This is a genomic window from Deinococcus arcticus, assembly GCF_003028415.1.
GTDB classification, from domain to species: Bacteria; Deinococcota; Deinococci; order Deinococcales; family Deinococcaceae; genus Deinococcus; species Deinococcus arcticus.
Genome location: NZ_PYSV01000001.1, coordinates 170,262 through 184,314, shown reverse-complemented (window position 1 = coordinate 184,314; position 14,053 = coordinate 170,262). Strand labels below are relative to the sequence as shown.

General features: G+C 71.7%; 17 protein-coding genes and 1 tRNA gene. 13 read left to right on the top strand and 5 right to left on the bottom strand.

Features of this window, described 5'->3' with window-relative positions; genetic code table 11:
* The first annotated feature begins 74 nt into the window (after positions 1 to 74).
* The 4 genes from C8263_RS19435 (at position 75) to C8263_RS00835 (ending at position 2,542) form a co-directional block, all read left to right on the top strand.
* Complete coding sequence (locus tag C8263_RS19435; protein ID WP_199188256.1) at positions 75 to 248, top strand: hypothetical protein; 174 nt, start codon at positions 75 to 77, stop codon at positions 246 to 248.
* A complete protein-coding gene (locus C8263_RS00845; protein ID WP_107136199.1) occupies positions 245 to 1,156 on the top strand; it encodes an MBL fold metallo-hydrolase in 912 nt (303 codons plus the stop codon). Before C8263_RS19435 ends, C8263_RS00845 begins: the two co-directional genes overlap by 4 nt.
* The gene (purD, locus tag C8263_RS00840; RefSeq protein ID WP_107136198.1) at positions 1,153 to 2,412 is read left to right on the top strand and encodes a phosphoribosylamine--glycine ligase; all 1,260 of its coding nucleotides are present in this window, start codon (positions 1,153 to 1,155) and stop codon (positions 2,410 to 2,412) included. The genes C8263_RS00845 and purD overlap by 4 nt, the downstream gene beginning before the upstream one ends.
* A gap of 48 nt (positions 2,413 to 2,460) precedes the next feature.
* Positions 2,461 to 2,542, top strand: a tRNA-Leu gene (locus C8263_RS00835).
* Between the two features lie 58 nt (positions 2,543 to 2,600).
* Here C8263_RS00835 and C8263_RS00830 read toward each other — a convergent pair.
* Positions 2,601 to 2,948 carry an RNHCP domain-containing protein gene (locus C8263_RS00830; protein WP_107136197.1) on the bottom strand — a complete coding sequence of 116 codons (348 nt, stop codon included), beginning with the start codon at positions 2,946 to 2,948 and terminating at the stop codon, positions 2,601 to 2,603.
* Positions 2,945 to 3,379, bottom strand: a complete 435-nt coding sequence (locus tag C8263_RS00825) for a hypothetical protein (protein ID WP_233218560.1) — start codon at positions 3,377 to 3,379, stop codon at positions 2,945 to 2,947. The genes C8263_RS00830 and C8263_RS00825 overlap by 4 nt, the downstream gene beginning before the upstream one ends.
* Before the next feature lie 107 nt (positions 3,380 to 3,486).
* Between C8263_RS00825 and C8263_RS00820 the strand changes: the two genes are divergently transcribed.
* On the top strand, positions 3,487 to 4,149 hold the full coding sequence (locus tag C8263_RS00820) for an MOSC domain-containing protein (RefSeq protein ID WP_107136196.1): 663 nt from the start codon (positions 3,487 to 3,489) through the stop codon (positions 4,147 to 4,149).
* A 28-nt stretch (positions 4,150 to 4,177) separates the two neighbouring features.
* Here C8263_RS00820 and msrA read toward each other — a convergent pair whose 3' ends face one another.
* Both msrA and C8263_RS00810 read right to left on the bottom strand, forming a co-directional pair.
* Entirely contained in the window at positions 4,178 to 4,729 is a 552-nt protein-coding gene (msrA, locus tag C8263_RS00815) for a peptide-methionine (S)-S-oxide reductase MsrA (RefSeq protein ID WP_233218559.1), read from the bottom strand.
* A 76-nt stretch (positions 4,730 to 4,805) separates the two neighbouring features.
* Entirely contained in the window at positions 4,806 to 5,558 is a 753-nt protein-coding gene (locus C8263_RS00810) for a TSUP family transporter (protein ID WP_107136457.1), read from the bottom strand.
* An 89-nt stretch (positions 5,559 to 5,647) separates the two neighbouring features.
* Between C8263_RS00810 and C8263_RS00805 the strand changes: the two genes are divergently transcribed.
* Both C8263_RS00805 and C8263_RS00800 read left to right on the top strand, forming a co-directional pair.
* Complete coding sequence (locus tag C8263_RS00805; RefSeq protein WP_107136194.1) at positions 5,648 to 6,760, top strand: prephenate dehydrogenase; 1,113 nt, start codon at positions 5,648 to 5,650, stop codon at positions 6,758 to 6,760.
* 198 nt (positions 6,761 to 6,958) lie between these two features.
* Entirely contained in the window at positions 6,959 to 8,134 is a 1,176-nt protein-coding gene (locus C8263_RS00800; RefSeq protein WP_107136193.1) for an acyltransferase, read from the top strand.
* Between the two features lie 10 nt (positions 8,135 to 8,144).
* Here the strand turns inward: C8263_RS00800 and C8263_RS00795 are convergent, their stop codons facing one another.
* Positions 8,145 to 8,732 (bottom strand): TetR/AcrR family transcriptional regulator, encoded by a 588-nt coding sequence (locus tag C8263_RS00795; RefSeq protein WP_199188255.1) that lies wholly within the window; start codon positions 8,730 to 8,732, stop codon positions 8,145 to 8,147.
* Between the two features lie 46 nt (positions 8,733 to 8,778).
* Between C8263_RS00795 and C8263_RS00790 the strand changes: the two genes are divergently transcribed.
* The 6 genes from C8263_RS00790 to C8263_RS00765 all read left to right on the top strand — a co-directional run bounded on the left by C8263_RS00790 (position 8,779) and on the right by C8263_RS00765 (position 14,051).
* Positions 8,779 to 9,945, top strand: coding sequence for a DUF418 domain-containing protein (locus C8263_RS00790; RefSeq protein ID WP_158263716.1), 1,167 nt, complete (start codon positions 8,779 to 8,781; stop codon positions 9,943 to 9,945).
* A 96-nt stretch (positions 9,946 to 10,041) separates the two neighbouring features.
* Positions 10,042 to 10,902 carry an alpha/beta hydrolase family protein gene (locus C8263_RS00785; RefSeq protein ID WP_233218558.1) on the top strand — a complete coding sequence of 287 codons (861 nt, stop codon included), beginning with the start codon at positions 10,042 to 10,044 and terminating at the stop codon, positions 10,900 to 10,902.
* A gap of 233 nt (positions 10,903 to 11,135) precedes the next feature.
* On the top strand, positions 11,136 to 11,948 hold the full coding sequence (locus tag C8263_RS00780) for a serine/threonine-protein kinase (RefSeq protein WP_107136191.1): 813 nt from the start codon (positions 11,136 to 11,138) through the stop codon (positions 11,946 to 11,948).
* Positions 11,939 to 12,841 carry a DNA polymerase III subunit delta gene (gene holA, locus C8263_RS00775; protein ID WP_107136190.1) on the top strand — a complete coding sequence of 301 codons (903 nt, stop codon included), beginning with the start codon at positions 11,939 to 11,941 and terminating at the stop codon, positions 12,839 to 12,841. The genes C8263_RS00780 and holA overlap by 10 nt, the downstream gene beginning before the upstream one ends.
* A 188-nt stretch (positions 12,842 to 13,029) precedes the next feature.
* Entirely contained in the window at positions 13,030 to 13,365 is a 336-nt protein-coding gene (locus tag C8263_RS00770) for a histidine triad nucleotide-binding protein (RefSeq protein ID WP_107136189.1), read from the top strand.
* Positions 13,365 to 14,051, top strand: coding sequence for an HAD family hydrolase (locus tag C8263_RS00765; protein WP_107136188.1), 687 nt, complete (start codon positions 13,365 to 13,367; stop codon positions 14,049 to 14,051). The genes C8263_RS00770 and C8263_RS00765 overlap by 1 nt, the downstream gene beginning before the upstream one ends.
* Positions 14,052 to 14,053 lie beyond the last annotated feature (2 nt).

Here is a 14,053-nt window from a genome sequence, read left to right as displayed (position 1 = left end):
CCGCGCCGCTCTTCGCAGGCCCCACTCCACACAGCCGAAAAAGCCCTGTGCACCGGGGCGCTATGCTGGCAGTCATGGCATTGTGGATCCTGTTCATCGTGATTGTCCTCAGCGCGACGGGGGTGCTGGCGCTGACGCTGGGGCCGCTGAAAACCGCGCGCAACGTGCTGACGCTGCGCCTGATCGCGGGCGTGCAGTACATCATGGCGGCCGCGCTGCTGGGGGCCCGCCTCACGGGCAACGCGTGAGCCGCCCCCAGCTGCTGGACCTGCATTTTCTGCAGACGCCCGGGGTGATCGGCGTGTTCGTGCTGGACACTGGCGACGGTCTGGCCCTGATAGACACCGGGCCGGGCAGCACGCTGGCCCAGTTACAGCTGGGCCTGGAGGGGCTGGGGGCTCGCCTGGCCGATGTGCGGCACCTGCTGCTGACGCACGTGCATTTTGACCATGTGGGGGCCGCCGGCACCGTGCTGGCCCAGGTGCCGGCCGCGCGGGCCTACGTGCACGAGCGGGGCGCGGCCCATCTGGCCCGCCCGGCCCGGCTGCTGGCCAGTGCCGGGCAGATTTACGGTGACCAGATGGACCGCCTGTGGGGCCCGATGCAGCCGGCGCCGCCGGAGCGCCTGCAGGCGCTTTCAGGGAGCGAAGTGCTGCGTCTGGGCCGGCTGGAGGTGCGGGCACTGGCCACCCCGGGGCACGCCTCACACCATCTGGCCTACCACGTGGGCGACGACCTGTTTACCGGCGATGTGGGCGGGATTCGCCTGCTGGCCGCCCAGACCCCACGGGCGCCCACGCCACCGCCCGACATTGACCTGGACGCGTGGCAGACCAGTCTGGCGCTGCTGGAAGGCACCGACGCCGCCTGGCTGCACCTGGCACATTTCGGCACCTACCGCAATACCCCCGAGCACTGGGCTGGCCTGCGCCGCACTCTGGCCGCCGACGCCGAACGGGTGCGCACCGGACTGGCCGCTGGCGACGACCTGGAGCGCGTCACCGCCAACTTCACCCTGGCCCTGATGGAAGAGCTGCGCGCCGAGCACCCCGAGCTGCCCGCCCGCTTTGACTTCGCCTGCCCGCCCTGGATGAGTGTGCAGGGGCTGGCCCGGTACTGGCAGCGCCGCGCAGCACGCGCCGGGGCCCAGGCATGAAGGTGCTGGTGATTGGTGGCGGTGGCCGCGACCACGCCATCGTGCATGCCTGCGTGCGGGCCGGACACGAGGTGCTGTGCACCCCGGGCAACCCGGGGATTGCCGCCATGGCCCGGGTGCTGAACAGTCCCCAGGACGCCGCCAGCCTCGCACAGCTGGCCAGGGATGAGGGGACCGATGTGGTGATCGTGGGGCCAGAAGCCTACCTCGCTGCTGGCGTGGTGGACGCCTGCGCGGCGCTGGAGGTGCCGGCCTTCGGGCCTGTTCAGGCCGCCAGCCGCCTGGAGGGAGACAAGGCCTGGAGCAAAGCCTTCATGGCCCGCCACGGCATTCCCACAGCGGCGCACCGCAGCTTCACCGCGCTGGACGAGGCCCTGGCGCACCTCGCCGGGGGGGCCACCACCCTCCCCATCGTGGTCAAGGACGCGGGCCTGAAGGCCGGCAAGGGCGTGACCATCGCCGCGTCCGTGGCCGAGGCCGAGGCGGCCCTGCGTGAGATTTTCACGGCGCCGGACGCCCAGGCGGTCATCGAGGACTTCATGACCGGCCAGGAGGTGACCATCCTGGCGCTGACTGACGGCGAGCGCTTTGCCCTGACGCCCCCCAGCCAGGACCACAAGACCATCTCTGAGGGCGACACCGGTCCCATGACGGGCGGCATGGGCGTGATCTGCCCCTTCCCGGTGGACGACGCAACGATGGCGGTGATCCGGCAAACCATCATTGAGCCCACCCTGCGCGGCATGGCGGCCGAGGGGCACCCCTTTTGCGGCGTGCTGTATGCCGGGCTGATGCTCACGCCGTCGGGGCCGAAGGTGGTGGAATTCAATGCCCGCTTTGGCGACCCCGAGGCCGAGGCGGTGCTGCCCCTGCTGGAGAGCGACCTCGCGCAGCACGCCCTGGACGCGGCGCGGGGGCAGCTGGACCCCAGCACCGTGCGCTTCCGGGCGGCGGCGAGCGCTGTGGTGATTCTGGCGGCCCCCGGCTACCCTGGCGAGCCCGAACGCGGCATTCCCCTGATCCTGCCGCCCACCCAGGCGGGCGAGGTGATTTACCACGCGGGCACGCGCGAGGACGCCGGCCAGTTGCGCAGCCACGGGGGCCGGGTGCTGGCGGTGACCGCCACCGCCCCCACCCTGAACGAGGCGCTGGGCCGTGCGTACGCCCTGGCGGAGCGCGTGGACTTTCCGGGCGCCCAGTTGCGCCGGGACCTGGGGGCGCGTATTGGCGCCCGGCCAGAGCCCAGCGACGTTTGACCCCGTGGGGGCAGGGGCGCTAGGATTCCCCTCGCCCCCAACGCGCAGGCCGGTGTGGCGGAATGGTAGACGCACTCGACTCAAAATCGAGCGGGAAACCGTAGGGGTTCGAGTCCCCTCACCGGCACCAGAAAAGACAAGCCCCTGGCCCGACACGGCGGGGGCTTTTCGTCTCCGGCCGCTGGCCCCTATAGCCCCCCGCTCCGCGCACTGAGCGCCACAATCGCTTCCCAGCTGTCAGGCTGCGCGGGGTCATCCAGGGCGGCGCGGTTGCGGCCCTGGAAGCCGCAGGTCTGGCAGCGGTGCAGCAGCACCCAGCCCTTCTTGCCGCTCTGCTCCACGCCCACCGGGCGCATCAGGCCGTGGCAGTCGCAGGCGCGGTCGCCGGGCAGCACGTCCACGTGCTTGCTGTGCAGGCACTGGGGGCAGTGGTTGCGCACGCTGCCGTTTTGCAGCGGCTGCACTGAGGCCCCGCAGTGGCCGCAGGTAAAGGCGTTGTTCGTGCCCTGCACCGTAAAGCGCCGCTCACTGCTCATACCGGCCTGCGCGCCGCCCAGCGGCGATCCAGAAACGCGCGGATGCTGGGCGTGCCCACCAGCGCCGTGGCCAGCACCAGGTAGCCCAGGCCCGCCACACTCACCACCCAGCCGCGCCAGGATGACCCGCCCGCCAGCATGCCCACCACAAAGACCAGCAGCCCGGCCAGCATGCCAAACGACACCGTCAGCCGCCACGCCCACACGCTGCCGCGCCAGACCATGCCCAGCAAGAAGGCGGTGGCCCCGGCGTACAGCGCCTGCCGCAGCAGGTCCCCGGTCTGCCCCTGCACCAGCCCCGCGACCGACGGCAGCACGCTCAGCAGGAACAGCGCCCACAGGGTGGCCAGGGTCAGGCTGCGGCCCTGGGCCAACTGCTCCGGGCCCAGCGGCTGGGGGTCGGCGGGGAGGGGGCGGGCAGGCTTGCTCACACCCGGTATTTCAGCACAGCGGGCCCCCGGGCAGCCAGGACGGGGGTCACGCTGCGCGCCCGGCGCCGGGGAGGGGGAGGCGGGGCGCCTTTGCTACGCTGGGGTGCATGAACGAACTCAGGGTCACGGCGGTGTGCGTCGGTCAGCCCACCGCGCTGAAGGTGGGTGGGCGCACCACCGTCACGGGCATTGACAAGCACCCCCTGCCGGGCCACGTGCAGGTCACGCGCGCCGGGCTGGACGGCGACCATGTCCTTAACCGCAAGCACCACGGCGGCCCCGACCAGGCGGTGTATGCGTACACCATGCCCGATTACGCGGCCTGGGCCGCCGAACTGGCCGCCCCCGCGCGCCCGGGGCTGTTCGGAGAGAACCTGACCATCAGCGGGCTGTCCTCGGCGGAGGTGCGGGTGGGGGACCGCCTGACGGTTCACGGCGCAGCCGGCGAGGTGGTCCTGGAAGTGACCGCGCCGCGCATTCCCTGCGGCACGCTGGCGGCCCATGTGCGCGAGGGGTCCTTTGTGAAACGCTTTGCCCGCATGCGCCGCCCGGGCCTGTACCTGCGGGTGCTGCAGGAGGGCACCGTGGGGGCAGGCGACCCGGTGAGCTTTACCCCCGGCGACCCGGCGGCCCCCACCCTGGGCGAGCTGTTCGACGCGTACGTGGGCGAGCCGGACCTGACCCGCGACAGCCTGCAGGCGTGGCTGGCCTTTCCCCTGGCCCAGCGCACCCGCCGTGACCTGGAAGGCCGCCTGAGCAAGCTGGGCTGACGACGGACGGTGGTGGCGGTGGTGGCGCTCAGCCCCTGAGCCGCTCAGCGTAGTGCTGGCGCAGCTTGGCCACCTTGGGGGCAATCACGGCCACGCAGTAGGGCTGGCGCGGATTGTTGGCGTAATAGTCCTGGTGATAGGCCTCGGCCACGTGAAAGGTGCTGGCCGGCTCGATGGTCGTGACGATGGGGCGGCCGAACACCTCCTGGCGGGTCAGGTCGGCCATAACCTCGCGCGTCTGGGCCTCCTGTTCGGGCGTCAGGGGAAAGACGGCGCTGCGGTACTGGGTGCCCACATCCGCGCCCTGGCGGTTGAGGGTGGTGGGGTCATGGGTGGCGAAAAACAGGCCCAGCAGATCCTTGAAGGCCACCTGCGCCGGGTCGAAGGTGACCCGGACCGCCTCGGCGTGCCCGGTCTGGCCGCTGCACACGCTGCGGTAATCGGGCTTGGGCGTATGGCCGCCAATGTAGCCACTTTCCACCTTCTGCACGCCGCGCACGTCTTTGAGCACCGCTTCGGTGCACCAGAAGCACCCGCCAGCGAAGATGGCCTGTTGCAGTTGGGGGGCAGTGTGGGTCATAGCGTGCATCATGGCGCGCGGCCTCGGACAAGACGGGGCGCGGGCGCACGGTTGAAGGTCCGCGTGGCACTGCCCCCTATCCCCCCAGAAACAACCGGGCCGACACCAGCAGCACAATCACGCCGTACACCCATTTCACAAAAGCGCTGCCGCGCAGCATGGCCATGCGCGCGCCCACAAAGGCGCCCAGGGCGTTGGCGGCGCCCATCGAAAGGCCCAGCCACCAGACCATCTGGCCGCCCACCAGAAACAGAAAAAACGCCCCCAGGTTGGTGGCGAAGTTCAGCGTGCGCGCGTTGCCGCTGGAGCGCACGAGGTTAAAGCCCGCCAGCGAGAATAGGAACATGGCAAAGGTGCCGGTGCCGGGCCCCAGAAAGCCGTCGTACAGGCCAATCACCAGGGTGCCGGGCAGGGTCAGGGCCAGGGTGCGGGTGGTCAGGCCGGGGTAGCGGTCTTCCAGGCCAAAGCGTTTGTTGACCAGCACCAGGGCGCCCACCGCCAGAATGACCACGCCCACCAGCGTGCGGAACACCGCCGGGTCCACGAAACGCACCAGAAAAGCGCCCAGCGCGCTGCCTGTCAATGCCAGCGGAATCAGGCGCAGCACCAGGGGCCGCTCCACATGCCCGCCCCGCCAGTACTGCCACGTGGCGCTGCCAGACCCGAAGATGGCCAGCAGCTTGTTGGTGGCGACCACCTGCGCGGGGCTCAGGCCCATTAAAAACAGGGTTGGCAGCGTGATGGTGCCGCCGCCGCCCGCCACCGCATCCAGAAAACCGGCAAGAAAAGCGAGGGGCAGGCCGTACAGCAGCACTTCGGGACCGGGCACGCCCGGCACTGTAGCGCGCCTGACTGCACGGTTCCCGGTCTGCATGGGGGGCCCGTCTAACAGCCAGGGACCATGCTAGCCTCGCCCCCATGACCGCCCGCCCAGACCGCGCCGCGCCCTCCCTGCCCCTGTTCGACACTGCCGTGGTGGCCGGCGTGGGCCTGATTGGCGGCAGCGTGGCCCTGGGGCTGCGCCAGCGCCTGCTGGCCCGGCGGGTGATTGGCCTGGACGCCAGCATGGACGTGTTGCGCGAGGCCGAGGCACTGGGCGTGGTGGACGAGGTGCGCGCCGGGGCCGGTGAGTGGCTGCGCGCCGCTGACCTGGTGGTGCTGGCCGCTCCCATGCGCGCCCTGGCGCCCCTGGCCGCCGAACTGGCCCCGTACCTGAACCCGGCGGCGCTGGTGACCGACGTGGGCAGCGTGAAGGCCGGCATTGCGGCTGAAATGGAGCGGCTGGGGGTGCGGAGCTTTGTGGCCGGGCACCCGATGGCGGGCAGCGAACGCGGCGGGGTGACGCACGCCCGCGCCGCCCTGCTGGAAAATGCCGTGTGGGTGCTGACGCCGACTGACCACACCCCCCTGACGGCCCTGAGTCGCGCCCGCACGCTGGTCGAGGAACTGGGCGCCGCGCCCGTGGTGATGCCACCCGAGGCCCACGACGCGCTGGTGGCGACCATCAGCCACCTGCCGTACCTGGCCAGTCTGGCCCTGACCCATATGGTGGCGCGCGACGAACGCCTGAGCCTGCTGGCCGCCGGAGGCTTCCGCGACCTGACCCGCGTGGCCAGTGGCGACCCCCGCATGAGCCGCGACATGGTGGTGGAAAACCGCGCGGCCTTAAAGGACGCCCTGGGCCGCTTTCGCCGTCAGCTGGAGCGCTTAGAAGCCGACCTGGACGAACCCGAGGAACTGCTGGCTGCCGCCCACGAGGGCAAGCGCACCCGCGACAGCCTCCCCGTGGTGCGCCGCAGCCTGCTGCCCCAGCGCCACGACCTCGTGGTGGCGGTGCCAGACCGGCCCAACCAGATTGGAGCTGTCACGCAGGCGCTGGGCGCAGCAGGCGTGAACATTAAAGACATTGAGGTGCTGGCCATTCGCGAGGACGGCGGCGCCATTCGCCTGGGCCTGGAAAGCCCCGATGACGTGACGCACGCGGCGGGGATTCTGGGCGCGGCGGGGTTCGAGGTGAGGGGGCGGGGGTAAGTGGGCAGTGGTGCGTGGGACAGCCTGAAGCACCCACTTCAGGCTGGGCAACAGGGTTTTGGGCGCTGAACCTCTTGCACGCGGCGGGGGCGGGCCACGCTGAGCCGTCCGCATTCCCACGGCCCACTCCCGAACCTGCAAATCATGAAAATTTCTCTTCACCCCGGCCTGCCCCCGGCGCGGTAGCGTGAGGGGTTGATGGCCGACCCGCCCCCGCTCTCCCCTGCTCCTGTTCCTGCGGCGCCCGAGCCCGCTGCCAGTCCGGCCCCCCTTGCCCAGGGACCGGACGCCCCGCCTCTGGAAGCCGAACCTGCTCCCCCGCCCGGTGCCCGCCTTTCGGCCATTGACCTGTTTCGTGGGCTGACCATTCTGGAAGTGGTGGGGCACCACACGACCGGCGTGGCCATGCGCTGGTTCCAGCCCGAAACGACGGCGCATCTGGCCGCGCTGCTGCTGAACCGCACCCTGCACTTTGCGGTGCCCGCCTTCGTGTTCCTGTCGGCGGTGGTGCTGACCCGCAGCCTGCTGAAGCGCTTTGAGCCGGGGCGCTATTTCTGGCGGCGCCTGACGCGCGGGGGCTGGCCGTACCTGCTCTGGAGTGCCCTGTACATCGGCTGGTACGTCTGGACCGGGCAGCGCGAGCCCGAGACCCTGACCGACTGGGCCCGCTGGCGCGACTGGCTGCTGTACGGCAAGGCCAGCTACCACCTGTATTTCCTGCTGGTGGCGCTGGAGGTCTACCTCGTGCTGCCCCTGTTGCTGCCCCTGGCGCGGCGGCGGCCCAGCATCACGGCGGCGCTGCTGCTGGGGCTGGCGCTGCAACTGGGCCTGTATTTCCTGAACCGCGAGGTGCTGCGCCTGCCGTTTCCGGCCAGTACGGTGCTGTGGTACATGCTGCCGGTGGTGCTGGGCATGGCGGTGGGCGCGCGCCTGGACGAATTTACCGCCTGGTGGCAGCGCCGCCGCTGGACCCTGCTGCCCTTCCTGATTGGCGCTTACCTGGTCTACCTGCCCACTGCGCTGGCCTATGCCCGGGGTGAGGCCGTTACGCCAGTGGTGTACAGCGGCCTGAGCTGGGTTTACACCAGCCTGACCGCCCTGACCCTGCTGGGGCTGGCCTACCGCCTGGCCCGGAGCACCCGCCTGCCCTGGCTGCGCACGGGTGTGGGGCTGCTGGGCACGGTCAGTTTGCAGGTGTACCTGATTCACCCGGCGCTGCTGCAGGCCCTGGAAAAGTACATGACGCCCGACGGCCCGCCCTGGCGCGTGGCGCTCACCCTGCTCGCGTACTTCGTGGTGGCGCTGGTGCTGCCCGCGCTGCTGGGCCGGGCACTGCTAAAGACGCGCCTGAGCACGCTGCTGTTCGGGCGGTAAAGGGAGCCGCTTACCTCTTGCCCTGGCTCCCCACCCCGCCCAGCCAGGTCCGGAACACCAACCCGGCGGCGTCGCGCGGCGCCACCGTGCCCGCCGCCACCTGTTCCCAGCAGACATAAATCAGGGCGTGCAGGGAGGCCATCAGCCACGCGGCGGGTGGGCGGGGGCTGAGCAGCCCCTGGGCCTGCGCGCGTTCCAGGGCAGAGAGCAGTGTGGCGTCCAGCGCGGCCGAGGCGCGCGTCAGTTCCGCGTCGCCGTCCAGTTCAGAGGCGCGCAGCAGAAACCTCAGGCGTGGGCCCAGGGGCACCAGCCGTTCAATCCAGCGCTCCAGCGTCTGCCAGGAGTCGTCCGGGGACGTGTCCGGCGCAAAGGCCGCCGCCAACTCCACCTCCTCGTCCACTTCGCGCAGGCGGGCCAGGGCGTCCAGGGCCACGGCCCGCAGCACCGCTTCCCGGGTGGGGTACAGGCGGTGCAGGGTGGTGCGGCCCACGCCGGCCAGCGCCGCCAGTTCGCCCAGGCTGGCCTGGGGCCGCTCCACCAGCGCTTCTGTCAGCACGTCAAGAATGGGCGCCGGCGCGGCACTGCGGGCTCTGCTCATGCCCAGAGCCTAGCGGGTGGGGGGCCAATCCTCTATGATCTGGAACATGATTGTTCCAAAAGAAACGGTATTGGTTCAGGGTGAACGTCAGGCGCTGCCGGACCAGTTGCGCGGGCTGGCCCTGCTGGGCATCGTGTTCGTGAACATGCCGTACCTGGCCATGACCCACGGTGGCCTGACCCCGGCCCTGGTGGTCTCGGGACTGGACGGGGTGCTGGCGTGGCTGATCGTGGCGCTGGCGCAGGGCAAGTTTTACCTGCTGTTCTCGTTCCTGTTCGGGTACAGCCTGACCCTGCTGCTGCAGTCGCGGCGGGGCGACGGCCTGCGCCGTTACCGCCGCCGCCTGCTGGCGCTGGGCGTGCTGGGGCTGCTGCACGCCGCGCTGCTGTTTATTGGCGACATCCTGCTCAGTTACGCGGTGCTGGGGCTGGCGCTGCCGTGGTTTGCCGCGCGCCGCACCCGCACGGCCCTGAGGGGCGCCGCTGCTACTTACGTGATGGGGGCGGGGCTGCTGGCGCTGGTGGCCCTGGGGTCGCTGGCGGCCGGGCCGGGTTCGGCGGGTTTTGTCGAAGACGCCGCCGCGCTGGACCGCGCCGTGCAGGGCGGGGTTCTGGAGGCGGCCCGCGCCCGCCTGGCCGCGCTGCCGGGGGTGCTGCTGACCCTAGGGATTCTGAACTGGTCGCTAGCCCTGAGCATGTTTTTGCTGGGGCTGGTGGCGGGCCGGCTGGGGGTCCTGCGCCGGCCCGAGCGCTACCGGCCACTCTGGCGCCGCCTGCTGCTATTGGGCGCCGTTGTCGGCCTGCCGGGCGGCGCGGCCTCGGCGTGGTTGACCCTCAGCAGCGACAGTGCCCAGCAGGTGCTGGGCGTGGCGCTGGGCTTTCTCACGGCGCCGGCGCTGACGGGGGCGTATGTGGCGCTGGCCGCCCTGAACCCGGCCGCGCGGCTGCTGCGGCTGGCCGCGCCCGCCGGGCGCATGTCGCTGACGGGCTACCTGGGTGAATCGCTGCTGCTGGGGCTGCTGTTTGCCGGCTGGGGGCTGGGCTGGTACGGAGGGCTCAGCCTCAGCCTGACGGTGCTGGTGACGCTGGGGGTGTGGCTGGCCCTGGACCTGTTCGCCCACCTGTGGCTGCGGCACTTCACGGCCGGTCCCTTCGAGTGGCTGCTGCGCGCCTGGACGAACGGCCGCTGGAGCCCGCTGCGGCGCCGGCCCTGAGAGAAGGCGAACAGGCGCAGCGCCTCTGGCGCCCGTCTGGGCAGCTTCCGGGCGGTCACAGCCTGCCGTCAGCTTCAGACGCTACAGTGCCGCGCAGTGAAGCTTGCCGCCGTCCTCCTGTTCTCTGTGCTGTGTGCCGCCAGTGGCGCTGCAGGTGCCCTGAGCCTCCCGCCCCTCCCGGCCCAGCCCCTGGACCCTCCCGCCACGCCGGCCGCCTGGGTGTCGGTCGGCGCCGCCGACGCGCCGTCGTGGCTGCAGGCGCCCCCCACCTGTGCGGCGCGGCCCTGCGCCCTGGTGGTGGTGTCGCACCCGCGCGGGCAGACCGCCGAGCGCCTGCGCGACAGCCCGCAGATGGGAGTGCTGACGGGCGCCCTGCTGCGCGCCGGGCTGGCCGTGCTGCTCAGCGGTGACGGGGGCCCCACCACCTGGGGCAGTCCGGCGGCCCTGGCCGAACTGGGCGCCGCCCACGCCGCCGCCACCCGGCGCTTTGCCTGGAACGGTCAGACCTTCGCCCTGGGCCTGAGCATGGGCGGCCTGATGGCGCTGCGCAGCGCCCTGCCCGGCGCACCGTACCCGGTGCGCGCCGTGGCCCTGATTGACGCCTGGGTGGACCTGGAACAGGCGTACGGCACCGCCCACAGCCGCCGCCAGGAGATTCAGGCGGCCTACGCGCTGCGTGGGCCCCCCGGGCCGCGCCTCAACCCCCTGGTGGCGGCCACCGCCGCGCCGCGCCAGCCGCTGTTTGCCGTGGCCAGCGCGGACGACCAGACGGTGCCCCATGCCAGCAACACTGCCCGGCTGCTGGAGGTGTTCGGTCGCCCCGAAAGCGTGCTGGTACAGGTGGAGGGCGCGCATCTGGGCGCCAACCGCTTTACCCCCGAGCTGGGCGCGCGCATGGCGGCCTTTTTTGAAACCCACAACCAGGGCCCGCTGCCCACCGACCTGGGGCGGCGCTAGGACCGGCCGGCGGCGCGCCGTGCATGAAGCGCAGATGGCCTCCAGCACGGGTGCACCCCGGACGTGAGTATGAAAGACTGGTGGGCAGTGAACGTGTGCCGCTTTTCATCTGTGCCCTCAACCCGCTGGCGAGACGCCGCACGGCCAGGCTGGCGGCGCCGGCCGCCCGTCCTCAGCGCCGCCGGCCCGGGGGGTGCGGGCCGGCGGTGTTCCGGCACAGGGCCCCGGCGCGCATGAGCCGCGACGTTTCAGCTGAACTGCAGGCCCGCCAGCCGCTGACCGAACACGGCGGCGTGCGCTGCGAGCAGGCGCTGTGGCGGGGGCAGACCGTCTTCGTCAAGACCCTGCTGAGTGACAGCCCCGACCTGCAGGCGCGCTTCGTGCACGAAGGCGAGGTGGCCACCCGGGTGGCCTGCCCGCTGATTGTCTCGCCGCTGCTGTGTACGCCCCGGCACCTGCTGTTTCCCTTCGTGCCGGGCGGCACCCTGCGCGAGCGACTGGACCGGAGCGGGCCCCTGGGGGCCGACGAGGCCACCCAGGTGACGGCCGGGGTGCTGCTTGCTGCCGCGCACCTGCACGCGCGCGGGGTCACGCACCAGGACCTGAAACCCGAGAACGTGCTGCTGGCGGGCGGCCAGGCCAGCACCCAGAGCGTGCGCGTGATTGACTTCGGCATGAGCCACGCCCGGGGTCTGCCGCTGGATATCCACAGCGGCACGCGCATGGGCACCCCGCATTTCATGGCGCCCGAGCAGTTTCTGGGCCTGCGCGGCGAACCACGCAGCGACCTGTACTCGGCCGGCGTGCTGCTGTTCGACTGCCTGGCCGGCGCCCCCCCCTACGAGGACGCGCTGGGCTGGCTGGCCGGCGTTCACGACCGCCGCGCGGCGCTGCCGGGCCCGGCCGCCCTGCACGAGGTGCTGCGCGCCGCCCTGGGGCGCGACCCGGACGACCGCCCGGCCAGCGCCGCCCAGATGCTGGCCCTGCTGCAATCGGCGCGCGCCGCCCTGGGCCTTGCCCCCGTGCCGGAGGACCTGTGCCCCTGATCGCCTTTACCGGCCACCCCTTCCTGGCCGAAGAAACGCTGCAGGCCACCCTGCGCGCCCGGGGGCTGGACCCCCGCACGCTGCCGCGCCTGGGCGGCGACGACGTGACCCTGGACACCGTGGGCCCGCACCTGAACCCGGGCCTGTTTGGCGACGGCGGCGTGCTGGTGGACCTCGCCGGGGTCAAGCCCGACAAGGCGCTGCTGGAGGCCCTGGCCAGCGCGCCCGTGACGGTGGCGCTGCTGGACGAGGCGCCGCCCGCCACCCGCCTGAAGCTGTACAGCGCCCGGGGTGAGGTGGTGGCCTCGGCAGCCCCCACCAGGCCCGGCGACGTGACCGGTTGGGTGGTGGGCCGTGCCCGCGCCCAAAAACTGCCGCTGGACAAGGCTGCCAGCGCCTACCTGGCCGAGGTGTTCGGGCCGGACCTCGCCGGGATTGCCGGCGAGCTGAACAAGCTGGCCCTGCTGGACGGCCCCCTGACCCGCGAGGTCGTGGCGGGCGTGGTGGGCCGCGAGCCGCCCGGCGACAGCTTTGCCATGCTGGGGGCCGCCACCACCGGCCGCACCGGCGAGGCCGTGACGCAGTTGCGCCGCCTGCTCTCGGACGGCGAGGACCCGTTCAAACTGCTGGGCGCCGTGGTGTGGCAGTACAGCCTCGTGGCGCGCTGCGTGGCGCTGGGACAGGAAGAGGGCCGGATCACCGAACAGGCGGCTGCCCAGCGCCTGGGCGTCAAACCCTACCCGGCCAAGAAGGCGCTGGAGGTGGCGCGCCGCCTGAACGAGGCCAGGATCCGCACCCACCTGGAGCGCATTCTGGGCGCCGATCTGGCCATGAAACGCGGCCAGGACCCGGCCACGGTGCTCGAACGCCTGATCGTGGGCCTGAGCCTGTAGGCCCTGGCGGAGGGGGCTGCCGGCGCGGCCTGCCCCCTGTCCCGGCTGAGACAGCCTGCTCCTCTGGCCAGAAGCAACCCGGAACCGAATGGGGCGGCACACGCCGCGCCGGGAAGGGCACCCAGCGCCCACTGGCCGGGCGGCCAGGGCACGCCAGAGGAGCTGGCGCTGCCCGTTACAGTGGGAACATGGCCGAGACCACCCTGTTTCAGCGCATCATTGCCCGCGAGCTGCCCAGCGAGATCGTGTACGAGGACCACGGGTACATTGCCATCCGCGACATTGCCCCCAGGGCGCCCATTCACCTGCTGGTGATCCCCAAGAAGGTGTCGGCGCGCCTGGACGAGCTTACCGACCCGGCCGAGATGGGCGAACTGTGGCTGACTGCCGTGAAGGTGGCCCGCATGCACGCGGCGGATTACCGGCTGGTGGTCAACTGCGGCGCCGGCGGCGGTCAGGTGGTTTTTCATACCCATATTCACGTGCTGGCGGGCTGGCCGGACGGCCCGGAAGGCGACACCTGATGCCCGCCGACTTTGACGCCGTGCTGTTTGACCTGGACGGCGTTCTGGTGGACACCGAGGCCCTGATCACAGAACTGTGGGCCGAGATTTTCCAGGGCCAGGGGCTGAACCTCAGCCCGGCGGACATCACGCGGCTGACAGCCGGGCAGCGCTTCGAGGGTGTGGTGCGGGCGCTGGAAGAGGGGCGCGGCTGGAAGGCCCCCGAGGAGTTTCTGCCCCTGCTGAACACCCGCTTCAACGCCGCGTTCGACCATGTGCCGCCGCTGCCGGGCGCGGCGCAGACCCTGGGGGCGCTGGCGGCGGCGGACGTGCCCTTTGCCGTGGCCAGCAACAGTGAGCGCTGGCGCCTGGGCCTGAAACTGCGCGGCGCAGGGCTGGACGCGCTGCTGGCCGGGCGGGCCTTTGATCCGGGCCATGTGGGCGGAGTGGGCAAGCCAGACCCGGCGCTGTACCGGTACGCCGCTGCCCAGCTGGGCGTGGCCCCGGCCCGCTGCGTGGTGATCGAGGACAGTGCGCCCGGCGCCCAGGCGGGGCTGGCGGCCGGCATGACGGTGTGGGCGCTGCTGGCCGGCAGCCACATCCTGCCGGACGACGAGGCGAGGCTGCGCGACCTGGGCGTGAGCCGGGTGCTGCACTCGCACGCCGAGCTGCAAGCGGCCCTGGGCCTGCTGGCGCCGTCGCCGTAGTG

What these genes read in the sequence shown, in the direction of transcription:
- C8263_RS19435 (WP_199188256.1), top strand. Translation starts at nt 75, where the DNA reads ATGGCATTGTGGATCCTGTTCATCGTGATTGTCCTCAGCGCGACGGGG.
- purD (WP_107136198.1), top strand. Translation starts at nt 1,153, where the DNA reads ATGAAGGTGCTGGTGATTGGTGGCGGTGGCCGCGACCACGCCATCGTG.
- C8263_RS00830 (WP_107136197.1), bottom strand. Translation starts at nt 2,948, where the DNA reads ATGAGCAGTGAGCGGCGCTTTACGGTGCAGGGCACGAACAACGCCTTT.
- C8263_RS00820 (WP_107136196.1), top strand. Translation starts at nt 3,487, where the DNA reads ATGAACGAACTCAGGGTCACGGCGGTGTGCGTCGGTCAGCCCACCGCG.
- msrA (WP_233218559.1), bottom strand. Translation starts at nt 4,729, where the DNA reads ATGACCCACACTGCCCCCCAACTGCAACAGGCCATCTTCGCTGGCGGG.
- C8263_RS00805 (WP_107136194.1), top strand. Translation starts at nt 5,648, where the DNA reads ATGACCGCCCGCCCAGACCGCGCCGCGCCCTCCCTGCCCCTGTTCGAC.
- C8263_RS00800 (WP_107136193.1), top strand. Translation starts at nt 6,959, where the DNA reads ATGGCCGACCCGCCCCCGCTCTCCCCTGCTCCTGTTCCTGCGGCGCCC.
- C8263_RS00795 (WP_199188255.1), bottom strand. Translation starts at nt 8,732, where the DNA reads ATGAGCAGAGCCCGCAGTGCCGCGCCGGCGCCCATTCTTGACGTGCTG.
- C8263_RS00790 (WP_158263716.1), top strand. Translation starts at nt 8,779, where the DNA reads ATGATTGTTCCAAAAGAAACGGTATTGGTTCAGGGTGAACGTCAGGCG.
- C8263_RS00780 (WP_107136191.1), top strand. Translation starts at nt 11,136, where the DNA reads ATGAGCCGCGACGTTTCAGCTGAACTGCAGGCCCGCCAGCCGCTGACC.
- C8263_RS00770 (WP_107136189.1), top strand. Translation starts at nt 13,030, where the DNA reads ATGGCCGAGACCACCCTGTTTCAGCGCATCATTGCCCGCGAGCTGCCC.
- C8263_RS00765 (WP_107136188.1), top strand. Translation starts at nt 13,365, where the DNA reads ATGCCCGCCGACTTTGACGCCGTGCTGTTTGACCTGGACGGCGTTCTG.